Source organism: Acinetobacter sedimenti (assembly GCF_022601685.1).
Lineage (GTDB): Bacteria > Pseudomonadota > Gammaproteobacteria > Pseudomonadales > Moraxellaceae > Acinetobacter > Acinetobacter sedimenti.
Genome location: NZ_JAKUML010000008.1, coordinates 25,633 through 39,179 on the forward strand (window position 1 = coordinate 25,633; position 13,547 = coordinate 39,179).

Here is a 13,547-nt window from a genome sequence, read left to right on the forward strand (position 1 = left end):
TTGAGTTAAAGCCAGCGTTTAGAGATTTTGGCATAGAGCCATAGCGGTATCAGCGTACTGACCACCATCACCAATAAGAATGCAGGAATCTCAGCGCCCATCGCCACAAGCATGATCACAGCACCCGCTGAGATCGGTAAAAATGCAAACGCACTTTCTTTCATAATCAGAGCATTAGCATCAATCATTCGGTGTGGAATCGGTTTAAAACGACGCCAAATGACAAGTATGAACAATAACAAAGCCAAGCCAATCAAATTACCAAGCTCAGGATGTCCAAATAAAGTCATCAAAGCAACCGCACCTTCACGTGCGATCACGATGAGTAGGACGGTAAAAAATAAGGCGATCCAGTCGATTTTACTTTTCATGGCAGACCTAAATATCTCAATATATTGCCTTGTCAGGTGAGTGAATGTGCCGAATTTAATCAGACCTTAAAATATAAACAATGACCTGAATATCTAAAATTGAGCTTTTTATGGATAAAGTACAGGTTTAATTCCGTTCAAAGGCTTCAAGCGGACGTTTAAACTGCACTGCTTGTTCGCCTAAGATTTGATCCATATCATGATGGTTTTGACCGATGAGTTGAATTAGACGTTCGCCTGACATGTGTACGGTCAGATGTAAAATGCCTTGATCGTCATAACTCTCAGATAGAATCACTTCTAAATGATGCAATTGGCTACGAAGTTTGCCATGTTTTGCATCAAGACGAAGTTCAAATGTTTTCAGTTGACCAAGCAATGATTCCTGAACAGCTTGCATCAATAAATCCACACCTTCACCAGTATGTGCTGACACATAAACACGCTCAGGCTGATGAGGCTTGTTATAGATGATCTTCGCTTCATCTTTAGATTGGTCAATCTTGTTATACACCCGAAGTATCGTGACATCAGTGCCGATTTCACTCAGCACATTTTCTACGGCGTCGATTTGTTCCATCATATCAGGACTGTTAGCATCGATCACATGTAGAAGTAAACTGGCTTCTAAAGTTTCTTCTAGTGTTGCTCGGAACGAGTCCACCAGTGAATGAGGGAGGTCTTTAACAAAACCGACTGTATCAGCAAGTACCACCGTGCCTAAGCCTTCCCACTGTACACGGCGTAAAGTCGGGTCAAGTGTGGCAAACAGTTGATCGGCAGCGTACACATCACTTTCAGCCAAACGATTAAATAAGGTAGATTTGCCTGCATTGGTATAACCAACTAAAGATACCGTTGGAATTTCGGCTTTTTGTCTTGCGGCACGGCCTTGTAGACGAGTTTGGCGAACTTTTTCCAGTTTGTCTTTGAGTTGTGTCATGCGAATACGCAATAATCGGCGGTCAGTTTCGAGCTGTGATTCACCCGGGCCACGTAGACCAATACCGCCTTTTTGACGTTCCAAATGCGTCCAACCTCGAACCAGTCGAGTAGACAAATGTTCAAGCTGAGCCAATTCGACTTGCAGTTTCCCTTCATGCGTTCGAGCACGTAGGGCGAAAATATCCAAAATCAAACCTGTACGGTCGATGACTCGACATTTAAAGATTCTTTCTAAGTTACGCTCTTGTGCAGGGGAAAGTGGATGATCAAAAATAGCGAGATCAATTTCTTCTTGTTGAATAAACTCGGCAATTTCTTCGGCTTTCCCCGAACCTATAAATAGCTTAGGATCAGGTCGATTGCGTGAAGTGGTCATGTGCTCAATAATTTCTGCACCTGCCGACTCGGCAAGCAGGCGAAATTCCTCAGCATCTAAGTCCTCTAAAATCTGTACTCGGGTGCTGATTAAAATTGCTCGTTCACCACCTTGATGCCGTTCAAAATATTCCACGCAGTTGTTATCTCTATATAAGGTCAAAGAAGTCTATTGTAAGAAAAAAACAGAGGTTTGACTATTTGACTTATGGTGAAGTGGCTTGAATACTTGCATTTTAAGAAATGAAAATTTATCAGTGAAAAATTAAAAGATGGAATAATGTAAAGTATTTGGCACATTTTACCACTTTGATGCTTAGCAAAAATAGATTATGGTTACAGTGAAAAATAGTTTTTAGGAACACGGCATCAATGTCGCAACAACCGCTTGCTCAATCGGATCAAAAATCTGATCAGTCAAATCAACAGCAGAACAATCAAAATCAACACAATAATAGTGTGGGGAAAACGCAATTACCACAGCGCAATTTATTGCTACGCATTGCGCTCTACATCATAAAATTTTTCCATTTGCTACTCGTGATTTTTAAAGGGTTTTATCTCGTTTTTTCAAAAAAACTCTATAAAAATCCAAATGATCCAAGTAACACACGCTACGTACAGTATTTCTGCCGTGAGTTAAGTTCGGTATTTAATGTCAAAGTGCAAGTGCATGGCGAGATTGCACGTCATCCTGCGCTTTGGGTGAGTAATCATATCTCATGGCTAGATGTGGCAGTGCTTGGCTCAGGAGCGAGAGTTTTCTTTTTGGCAAAAGCAGAAGTGGCGTCATGGCCGATCATTGGTAAGCTTGCACGTTGGGGCGGGACGTTGTTTATCCGTCGTGGTTCGGGTGATTCTGCATTGATTAAAGATCAAATCACCGAATTTTTAAAACAAGACTCACCTGTTTTGTTTTTCCCTGAAGCGACCACGACTGATGGTACACGAGTAAAAAAGGTGCATGGCAAACTTTTGGAATCGGCAATCGAAGCGCAAAAGCCAGTACAAATTTGTTTAATTGCCTATGTCAATCATCAGGGTCAGCTCGACAATATTATTCCATTTATTGGTAATCAAGGTTTTGTTCAAAATCTGACACAAGTATTGCAAATGCCAGTCGTTACAGCACATTTGGTTGCCTTGCCTGCGATTGATAGTCGAGAGCATACGGTACAGAGCTTGACGGCGTTGGTGCAAAAAGAGATGCAAGAAGGGCTAGAGAAATTGCATCAAGAAGTCTTAGCTTAAAGACAAGATATTTAAAATAGCGTGGCTAATTCTGTTATTGCGCTGAGGTTATTGTCGCCATTACATTTGTCCTTCGATTGGTAAGAGTGAAATGAGCTTGAGCCCTAATTTTTCCCACCAAGACATTTGCGGTTCTTTTTTATAAGTAATGCGTTGATCATTCTCGGTTTTCTTTTGCCATTCGAGTTTGCCTTGATCATTCAAGCTTACTTTGTAGGCATAATCCATAATGTTTTGATCAAGCCCTTGATGGATCGCCGTGGCGAGTTCAGGGCTTTCCAATATCACGCCAATTTCAGTATTTAAATGTGCAGAACGTGGATCGAAGTTGAACGAACCGATAAACACTTGTTGGTTATCGAGTGCCATAAATTTCGCATGTAAGCTACTGCGATCAATCGCATCTTTATCCACATTTTTATCGGCAAACAATTCTCTACGTTCCGCTCGTGAGATGGTATACGGCATCGACGGCAAAAATTCATATAAAGAAACACCTTGCGCCAAAAGTGGCTCACGATACTTAGAATAGAAAGCATGAACAAAAGGTACGTCATTGGCTTTATAAGAGTTAGTTAAAACTCGAATTTTTACGCCTTGTTGGGAAAAATTTTGAATCAACTGCTGTGCTTGTTGATCGGGAATGAAATAGGCAGACACCAAATCGACATGACTTTTTGGTGCTTTCAGATAGCTAGTCATTTGGAAGTTAAGATGTTCTTGCTTTGGCGCATCTTTTTTGATTTTATCGGCAGAGTCTTTGATGACTTCTGCTTTGACCCATTGCAAAGGTAAGTTGGTGTTAAACCAATCATCAAAGGACAGCGATGAGCTCAGAATACCGAGATAATCTTCTACCGTACTTTCAAACCAATTTTGTTCGAGTTGCTTGCGTAGACTGTCCATGCTGAGCCGATCGGCACGATTGCGATTGAGGTCTGCGATTGGATAAGCGTAGTCATGATTCCAATATTCATCGAAGGAGCTCATGATATCATCAGTGGCTTGCCCAACTAATAATACGTCCATATCGGAAAACTGATAATTTTCCCCTGCATTGTAGTATTGGTTGCTCATGTTGCGACCGCCGATAAGAGCCACTTCTTGGTCAACAATAAAGGTCTTATTGTGCATGCGTCGTGTGATGCGATCGAAGTCGAGCACCATATCTAAAGGACGAAAATTGCGAAAGCGAAATGGATTAAACACACGGACTTGAATGTTTGGATGTTGTGTCAATGTACGTAGGGCAGCTTCTAAATTTTTACTATTATTGTCATCGACCAAAAGGCGAACTTTTACACCGCGATCAGCAGCACGCAAGATCGCTTCCATAGCGAGTGCGCCAACTTTGTCATTGTCCCAAATATAATATTGTAAGTCTAAGGTTTGATCTGCACGTTCAATCAGTTGTAGTCGTGTTGCCAGTGCTTTGGTTGGCTCAAAAAGGACATGATAGCCCGTAAGGTTTGGATGACTTTGTTTAAGCGGTTCGAAAAGGTGTGCAAGTTGCGTATTATCTGTTTGGTATTGTGTCGAATAGGTCGGTAAAACAGGCTCACGCTGTGGCAAGGTGGAACATGCTTGCAAAACGCCGAGTGATAAGGTCAATAGGCTAATGCGAAAAGCGTTGGAGCGCATATCGGGACGAATCCTTATCTCAAAGTATGATCATCATTGATCAAGAAAAAATATAAAACGAAAACTTAGGTGCAGTATAGCGGAAAGGTGATTAAAACCGAATGATTTTTGATGAGCCGTCGGTGTAGTGCGACGAAAGATATTGTTGTATAAGTACAGTGGACTTGAAGATTGTCTTAGAAACTGTCATATAATTAATATATAGATGTCACATGATTCTATTTTTGATTGACTTTAAATTGGTTGGTTTTGAGTGAAAACCATTTTACAGAATCTTCTATATGACTATAACAACAATTCGCATTGTGAAAATAGTCATGGCAAGGGGCGAGTAGGACTTCTGTACGTTTAAATAATTAAAGCATGAATGACGATATGAATATTACACATTTGATCTATTGGTGCATTGCGATCATGCTGGGTTGGGCAATCTGGCAAGCATGGACGAGTGCACGGCGCACTGAAACGACGCATCACTTCAAAGCGTTTCTGTTGTTATTTGTGTTTTATCTCTGCTATTTGATTTTTCCGTGGATTGTGTTGACCCTTTGGCAGTGGTATCAGTCGGATATTAATCATATTCAAGCGATTTCTAGTTTAATCATTGCTTCGATTTTGATCTACGCTCGGTTTATCGAACCGCACCATGTCGTAGTGAAGCATACCGATCTTACGATTGATGCAAATTTTCCCTTAAAAAATTCACTGACAGTTGCGCTGATTGCAGACTTACATATTGGTCTGTATTCGGGTAAAGAGCGACAGCTCGAAAAGATCGTAAATAAAATCAATGAAGAACAGCCTGATGTTGTGGTGGTGTCAGGAGATTGGACCTATGAACCTGAAGATAAGTTGACGGATGAATTACGTATCTTGCGTCAGATTGATTGTCCGATCTATTCGGTGAATGGCAATCATGATGAGCAATATCCAGGTCCGCCGATACAAGAGCTATTGGCAAAAGCATTATTTCACAACAATGTATTAGATATTGAGAATCAAATCGTTGAATTTGATGAAGTGCGAATGCTTGGCGTTGGCGATCTATGGTCGGGTAAGGTAGATATGCAACAACTGCCAAATCTACCGCAAGATAAGCCGTGGATTATTTTGGCACACAACCCTGATACGGTGGAGATGGTGCCACAGCTACCGAGTAAACCGTTGATGCTGTCAGGGCATACGCATGGTGGGCAGATTGAGTTGCCATGGATTACCAGTTATGTGATGCGAAAAGTATCCATGCTTGGACATAAGAAAGGCTATTATCAACACGATACTGCCAATGTTTTTGTCACTGTGGGTACAGGCATGGTTGGAGCGCCGTTTCGATTTCGAGTACCACCGACGATTGATATCCTCCATTTACACTAATATTTCATTCATAGACAAAATGGTTTGATTCATTGGGAAAATATTGATGTTTTTTTAACAAATATTGTTGAAAAATCAAACGATAATCCCTAAATAAGAATCAGTGTATTTAATATATTTATGAATGGTATGTTTGGAATAAATCAATCCACCACTTGATCTCATGTTAGCATTTACGCACTTAAAATCATTCGATTGGAAAATTGTTAAAATTCAATTGGACTGATCATGATTTTTTGCATAGATCGCTATTATTCGATGGTCGAATGGATAACATTTCACCATGAGTTAAAATTGATAGGAATTTATGTTTTAGATTCATCGTGAACGATCTTCGTGGTAGTAGTGATTTATTTAAGATAGGGTCTTATGAATAAGGGTAAAACCGTTTTATCTTTATTCATAAGTCTTGCAGAAATGCTCTAGCAATAGAGTAATTGGAATCGTTCGTTGCTGTATGTGATGTGTTTTACGTCATAAAAAGCATACAAAGCGTAACGCTATTTCGTAGTCAGCTTGTCTGACAGTGTGTAAAACTCTTAATGGAATGAATCGATTAAGAGAATGTGAATACGTGTTTACCAAATACATATTCATCAAAGTGATCTAAGCGATTACCACAATTGATTATGCAATAGGAAATGGGTCCACTCATGCAAGATGTTGCTGACGCCATGCGTCTAGACACAGAACTTTCCGCTGATAGTGCAGCGTATATAGAAGAACTTTATGAAAATTATTTGACGTCGCCTGACCTCGTTGGTGAGGATTGGCGTCAATATTTCGATCGATTTCCTAAAGGTGATCAACCACATAGCAACGTCCGCGAGCAGTTTTTACTCCTTGCCCGTAACTCTGGACGTGCACAGCCTATGGCGCATAGCGAGGTCAGTACCGAGCATGAGCGTCGTCAGATTGCAGTATTGCAACTCATCGCAGGCTATCGCAACCGTGGTCACCAAAAAGCCAAACTTGATCCTTTAGGCATCGCACCTCGTGAGGTTGTGCCTGATTTGGATTTGAGTACACATGGCTTATCAAAATCAGATTTAGACACCGTATTCAACACAGGCAACTTGGCAATCGGCAAAGCTGAAGTGACTTTGGGTGAAATGATTGCGGATATGGAGTCGATTTACTGCGAGTCTATTGGTGCAGAATATATGCACATCGTAGATACCGCAGAGAAGCGTTGGATTCAACAACGTCTTGAAGGTGCACGTGGCAAATTCGATTTCAATACCGATCAGAAGAAACATTTCTTAGAGCGTTTGACCGCAGCCGAAGGTTTGGAAAAATTCCTCGGCAATAAATATGTCGGTGCAAAACGCTTTGGTGTAGAGGGCGGTGAGTCTTTTATTCCAATGGTCAATGAGCTCATTCAACGTGCGGGTGCGGTTGGCTGTAAAGAAGTCGTGATCGGCATGCCTCACCGTGGTCGCTTGAACTTACTTGTCAATATCATGGGTAAAAACCCTGCGGATTTGTTTAGCGAATTCGAAGGCAAGATGGCAAATACGTCGGGTTCAGGCGATGTGAAATACCATCAAGGCTTCTCATCGAATGTGATGACTCCAGGCGGTGAAGTGCATTTGGCATTGGCGTTTAACCCATCACACTTAGAGATCGTTGGACCTGTGGTTGAGGGTTCGGTACGTGCTCGCCAAGTACGCCGTAAAGATATTGGTGGTGATGATGTATTGCCATTGATCGTACACGGTGATGCAGCGTTCGCAGGTCAGGGTGTGAACATGGAAACCTTCCAAATGTCACAGACTCGTGGCTATACGGTTGGTGGTACAGTCCATATCATCGTCAATAACCAAGTTGGTTTTACCACATCTGATCCACGTGACTCACGTTCTACAGAATATTGTACCGATGTTGCGAAGATGATCCAGGCACCGATCTTCCATGTGAATGGCGATGATCCTGAAGCTGTAATCTTTATCACGCAGCTTGCACATGACTTCCGCCATACTTTCCGTAAAGATGTCGTGATTGACTTGTATTGCTATCGTCGTCGTGGTCATAACGAAGCAGACGAGCCTGCAGCAACGCAACCTATGATGTACCAAAAAATTGCCAAGCAACCGACAACACGTACTTTGTATGCCGATAAATTGATTAATGAAGGCATCATGGATCGTGCGGAAGCAGATGCAATGATTGAAAATTATCGTGCGGATCTTGAAGCAGGCAATCACGTTGCCAATGCTTTGGTACGTGAGCCAAATACACAAATGTTTGTGGATTGGAAGCCTTATCTTGGTCATGAATATACCGATGTTTGGGATACTACGATTAGCATCGACCGTTTGAAAAAACTTGGTACAGTGATGAACACTTTACCAGACGGCTTCAAACTACAACGTCAAGTACAAAAAGTCATTGATGACCGTATGCAAATGCAAACGGGTGAAATGCCTCTAAACTGGGGTGCGGCGGAAACCTTAGCCTATGCGTCATTACTTGATGATGGCTATTTGGTGCGTATCACAGGTGAAGACGTAGGTCGTGGTACATTCTCACATCGTCATGCAAAACTTCACAATCAAGCAGACGGCTCTGTCTATATCCCACTGTGTCATATCAAAGAAAATCAACCACGTGTTGCAGTCTATGACTCATTGCTTTCAGAAGAAGCGGTGCTTGCTTTTGAGTATGGTTATGCAACGACTTTGCCAAAAAGTTTAATTATTTGGGAAGCGCAGTTCGGTGACTTTGTCAACTGTGCGCAAGTGGTGATTGACCAGTTTATCGCTTCGGGTGAAACCAAATGGGAGCGTGTTTGTGGCTTGACCATGCTGTTGCCACATGGCTACGAAGGTCAAGGTCCTGAGCATTCTTCTGCACGTCTTGAGCGTTTCTTACAGCTTTGTGCGGAAGACAATATGCAAGTGATTACACCGACTACGCCTGCGCAGATTTTCCATGCTTTACGTCGTCAGGCGATTCGTCCGATTCGTAAACCAATGATCGTGATGTCTCCGAAATCATTACTTCGTCATAAACTCGCTACTTCGACTTTGGATGAGCTTGCAACAGGCACATTCCAAACCGTGATTGACGAGATTGATGAGATCAATAATGCTGACGTAACTCGTCTAGTGATCTGTGGTGGTAAAGTCTATTACGACATTCTCGAAAAGCGTCGTGAGCTTGGTTTAAACCATATTGCCATCGTGCGTATCGAACAGCTTTACCCATATCCAAAAGATACAATCAACGAGCTACTTGCAAGCTATCCAAACATCAAAGATTTGGTGTGGGCGCAAGAAGAGCCGAAAAACCAAGGTGCTTGGTTATTCGTTGCACCTCGTTTGTACGAAGAAATTTTACCTACGGGTAGACCAATTAAAATTCACTATGCAGGACGTGAAGCATCTGCTGCTCCTGCGTGTGGCTCACCTTACTTGCATGCAAAACAACAGTCTGGGCTTGTACTCGACGCATTAGCTGTCCAAGCTGAAGAAACAGGAGATAATCAATAATGGCAACTGAAATTAAAGCACCAGTATTCCCAGAATCGGTCGCAGACGGCACGATTGCCACATGGCACAAGCAAGCAGGTGAATCTGTAGCACGTGATGAAGTGATCTGTGATATCGAAACGGATAAAGTTGTACTTGAAGTGGTTGCTCCTGCGGACGGTGTAATTAGCAAAATCATCAAAAATGAAGGCGACACAGTGCTTTCAGCAGAAATCATTGCAGAGTTTGAAGCGGGTACGGCAGGTGCTACGGCTTCAACAGCTGAAAAAGTTGAAGAATCTGTAGAAAAAACTGAAGCAGGCGCTGCACCAGTTGTAGAAAAAGCTTCAACGGCTGCACAAGTGCAGGATCAGTCGCCAGCAGTACGCAAAGCATTGACTGAACAAGGTGTTGATGCCAAAGATGTACAAGGTACAGGTCGTGGCGGTCGCATCACCAAAGAAGATGTGGCAAACCATCAAACTAAGCCAGCTGTTACTCCACTGAGTCAATCTGTCGGTGAACGCGTTGAAAAACGTGTGCCGATGACTCGTCTGCGTAAACGTGTTGCAGAGCGTCTACTTGATGCAACGCAATCGACTGCAATGTTGACCACGTTTAACGAAGTGAACATGAAGCCAATCATGGAGTTGCGTAAGCAATTTAAAGATCGCTTTGAAAAACGCCACGGTGCTCGTCTTGGCTTTATGTCATTCTTTATTAAAGCAGCGACTGAAGCATTGAAACGCTATCCTGCGGTGAATGCTTCAATTGATGGTGATGATATTGTCTATCACGGTTTCTACGATGTGGGTGTCGCAGTATCTTCTGATCGTGGTCTAGTTGTTCCTGTACTTCGTAATACCGATCAAATGAGCTATGCAGAAATCGAAGGTGGTATTGGTGACTATGCGGCGAAAGCACGTGAAGGAAAATTGAGCCTAGAAGAAATGACTGGCGGTACGTTCACCATTACTAATGGCGGTACATTCGGTTCATTGCTATCTACGCCGATCTTGAATCCGCCTCAAACAGCGATTCTTGGTATGCACAAAATCCAAGATCGTCCAATGGCAGTGAATGGACAAGTTGAAATTTTGCCGATGATGTATTTGGCATTGTCTTATGACCATCGTCTGATTGATGGTAAAGAAGCTGTAGGATTCCTTGTAACGATTAAAGAGCTATTAGAAGAGCCTGCTTCTCTATTACTCGATTTGTAATAGCGGAAACATCTTTAATTTCATCTTTTGTTAGTACACATATAGTTTTGCGCTGAAATTGGTTTTATTTGTAGTAAGCCTCTACCGCAAAAGTAATGACAAATCTAAGACAAAAGCAAGGACAAAATCTAGGAGAACAATCAATGTCCCAACAATTTGATCTTGTTGTGATCGGTGGTGGACCAGGTGGTTATGAAGCAGCGATTCGTGCTGCTCAGCTTGGTTTTAAAGTCGCTTGTATCGAAAAGCGCAAACTCAATGGTAAACCATCTCTCGGCGGTACATGCTTGAACGTCGGCTGTATCCCGTCTAAAGCATTATTAGACTCATCGCATCGCTATGAAGCGACTGTGCATGAGCTTGATGAACATGGTATTACGACGGGTGAAGTCAGCTTTGATTTAGAAAAAATCTTAGCACGTAAAGACAAAGTCGTAGAACAACTGACTGGCGGTGTAGCACAGCTTCTCAAAGGCAATGGCATCGAGTGGTTACAAGGTTCAGGTAGATTGCTTGCGGGCAAAAAAGTTGAATTCACCCCATTTGAAGGTGAAGTTCAAACTTTAGAGCCAAAATATGTGATCTTGGCGACAGGCTCTGTCCCTGTAAACATCCAAGTTGCACCAATTGATGAAGATTTAATTGTCGATTCTACAGGTGCATTGAGTTTCCCTGAAGTGCCAAAACGCCTTGGTGTCATTGGCGCAGGTGTGATCGGTCTTGAGCTTGGTTCCGTATGGCGTCGTTTGGGTTCAGAAGTTGTCGTGTTTGAAGCATTAGACAGTTTCTTGCCAATGGCGGACAAAGCACTTGCGAAGGAATATCAAAAAATCTTGAAGAAACAAGGTTTGGATATTCGTCTAAATGCCAAAGTCGCTGGAACAGAAGTCAATGGTCGTGAAGTGACCTTGAAATACAGCGAAGCCGGCGTAGAAAAATCACAAGCTTTTGACAAAGTGATCGTTTGTGTAGGGCGTAAGCCATATACAGAAAGCCTGTTGAGTGAAGATTCAGGTATTAAAGTCACAGATCGTGGTTTCGTCGAAGTCAATGATCAATGCTTAACTTCTGTTGAAGGCGTTTATGCGATTGGTGACTTGGTACGTGGCCCAATGCTTGCGCACAAAGCGATGGAAGAAGGTGTGATGGCGGTTGAACGTATTCACGGTCATGCTGCACAGATCAACTATGACACTATTATCAGTGTGATCTATACACATCCTGAGGTAGCTTGGGTTGGTTTAACCGAAGAGCAAGCGGCTGAAAAAGGACATACTGTCAAAACTGGTCAATTCCCATTTGCGGTGAATGGCCGTGCGTTAGCAGCAGGTGAGTCAGCAGGTTTTGTCAAATTCGTTGCTGATGAAAAAACTGATCGCTTGCTCGGTATGCATGTGATTGGTCCTGCTGCATCAGACATCGTTCATCAAGGCATGATCGCACTTGAGTTTGTATCAAGTGTGGAAGACTTGCAGTTGATGACTTTTGGTCATCCAACCTATTCAGAAGTTGTTCATGAAGCAGCGTTATCCGTTGATGGTCGTGCGATCCACGCTATTCAACGTAAACGTAAGAAATAAGCATTAAGCGATGAGGAAGGTCGTCATTGTGCAGTTGTTCGTGGTCTGTGGTTTGGCTATTGCAATGTGCAGTGATTCTCAAAAACCAGTGTCCGCCGAAAAGTTATAAGTCATTTCGGCACGTTAAACACGATTAAGGTAAAACAATGAATCTACATGAGTATCAAGCAAAAGCGTTGTTAAAAAAATACGGCTTCCCTGTACAAGAGGGTGCTTTAGCGACAACGCCAGAAGAAGCAGCGAAAGCATTTGACGAACTTGGTGGAAAATTTGCAGTCATCAAAGCCCAAGTCCACGCAGGTGGCCGTGGTAAAGCGGGTGGCGTTAAAGTTGTTAAATCAAGAGAAGAAGCTGCTCAAGTTGCGAAAGATTTGATCGGTACTCGTTTGGTGACGTATCAAACTGATGCATCAGGTCAACCAGTCAACAGCGTATTGGTTTGCCAAGACGTATATCCAGTAGAGCGTGAGCTGTATTTGGGTGCGGTCGTTGACCGTTCTAGCCGTCGCATCACGTTCATGGCGTCTACCGAAGGTGGCGTGGAAATTGAGAAAGTGGCTGAAGAAACCCCTGAAAAAATTCTCAAAGTTGAAGTTGATCCATTAGTTGGCTTACAACCATTCCAAGCACGGGAAGTAGCATTTGCTTTGGGTCTAAAAGACAAGCAAATCAGTCAATTTGTAAAATTGATGACAGGTGCATACCAAGCATTTGTTGAAAATGATTTTGCACTCTTTGAAATCAACCCATTGTCTGTACGTGAAAATGGCGACATCTTGGCGGTTGATGCAAAAATTGGTATCGATTCAAACGCTTTGTATCGTTTGCCAGAAGTTGCAGCATCACGTGACAAATCTCAAGAGAATGAGCGTGAGCTAAAAGCGTCTGAATTCGAACTAAACTATGTTGCACTTGAAGGTAACATTGGATGTATGGTCAACGGTGCTGGTCTTGCAATGGCAACCATGGACATCATCAAGCTGTATGGCGGTCAACCTGCAAACTTCCTTGACGTAGGTGGCGGCGCGACTAAAGAACGTGTGATTGAAGCGTTCAAATTGATCTTGGCAGATACCTCTGTACAAGGTGTATTGATCAATATCTTCGGTGGTATTGTACGTTGTGACATGATTGCTGAAGCGATTATTGCAGCGGTTCAAGAAGTCAATGTAACTGTACCTGTAGTTGTTCGGTTAGAAGGGAACAATGCAGAACTTGGTGCAAAAATTCTTGACGAATCTGGTCTAAAACTAACTTCTGCAAATGGCTTGGCTGATGCTGCAGAAAAAATCGTTGCTGCAGTAAAAGGCTAAG

General features: G+C 42.6%; 9 protein-coding genes. 6 read left to right on the forward strand and 3 right to left on the reverse strand.

Features of this window, described 5'->3' with window-relative positions; genetic code table 11:
• Positions 1-5 precede the first annotated feature (5 nt).
• Entirely contained in the window at positions 6-371 is a 366-nt protein-coding gene (locus MKI79_RS06295; protein WP_241571197.1) for a hypothetical protein, read from the reverse strand.
• A 127-nt stretch (positions 372-498) separates the two neighbouring features.
• Positions 499-1,827, reverse strand: coding sequence for a ribosome rescue GTPase HflX (hflX, locus tag MKI79_RS06300; protein ID WP_241571198.1), 1,329 nt, complete (start codon positions 1,825-1,827; stop codon positions 499-501).
• Positions 1,828-2,063: 236 nt separating this feature from the next.
• Here hflX and MKI79_RS06305 point away from each other — a divergent pair, with 236 nt between their 5' ends.
• Positions 2,064-2,942 (forward strand): lysophospholipid acyltransferase family protein, encoded by an 879-nt coding sequence (locus tag MKI79_RS06305; RefSeq protein WP_241571199.1) that lies wholly within the window; start codon positions 2,064-2,066, stop codon positions 2,940-2,942.
• A 60-nt stretch (positions 2,943-3,002) separates the two neighbouring features.
• Here MKI79_RS06305 and MKI79_RS06310 read toward each other — a convergent pair whose 3' ends face one another.
• Positions 3,003-4,583, reverse strand: a complete 1,581-nt coding sequence (locus MKI79_RS06310) for a phospholipase D family protein (protein ID WP_241571200.1) — start codon at positions 4,581-4,583, stop codon at positions 3,003-3,005.
• A gap of 363 nt (positions 4,584-4,946) precedes the next feature.
• On the opposite strand from MKI79_RS06310, the gene MKI79_RS06315 reads away from it, so the two are divergent.
• The 5 genes from MKI79_RS06315 to sucC all read left to right on the forward strand — a co-directional run bounded on the left by MKI79_RS06315 (position 4,947) and on the right by sucC (position 13,546).
• The gene (locus tag MKI79_RS06315; RefSeq protein WP_241571201.1) at positions 4,947-5,957 is read left to right on the forward strand and encodes a metallophosphoesterase; all 1,011 of its coding nucleotides are present in this window, start codon (positions 4,947-4,949) and stop codon (positions 5,955-5,957) included.
• A gap of 653 nt (positions 5,958-6,610) precedes the next feature.
• Positions 6,611-9,451 (forward strand): 2-oxoglutarate dehydrogenase E1 component, encoded by a 2,841-nt coding sequence (locus MKI79_RS06320; protein WP_241571285.1) that lies wholly within the window; start codon positions 6,611-6,613, stop codon positions 9,449-9,451.
• Positions 9,451-10,653, forward strand: coding sequence for a 2-oxoglutarate dehydrogenase complex dihydrolipoyllysine-residue succinyltransferase (odhB, locus tag MKI79_RS06325; protein WP_241571202.1), 1,203 nt, complete (start codon positions 9,451-9,453; stop codon positions 10,651-10,653). Before MKI79_RS06320 ends, odhB begins: the two co-directional genes overlap by 1 nt.
• Positions 10,654-10,796: 143 nt before the next feature.
• Positions 10,797-12,233 (forward strand): dihydrolipoyl dehydrogenase, encoded by a 1,437-nt coding sequence (lpdA, locus tag MKI79_RS06330; protein WP_241571203.1) that lies wholly within the window; start codon positions 10,797-10,799, stop codon positions 12,231-12,233.
• A 146-nt stretch (positions 12,234-12,379) separates the two neighbouring features.
• A complete protein-coding gene (gene sucC, locus MKI79_RS06335; protein ID WP_241571204.1) occupies positions 12,380-13,546 on the forward strand; it encodes an ADP-forming succinate--CoA ligase subunit beta in 1,167 nt (388 codons plus the stop codon).
• Position 13,547: the final 1 nt, after the last annotated feature.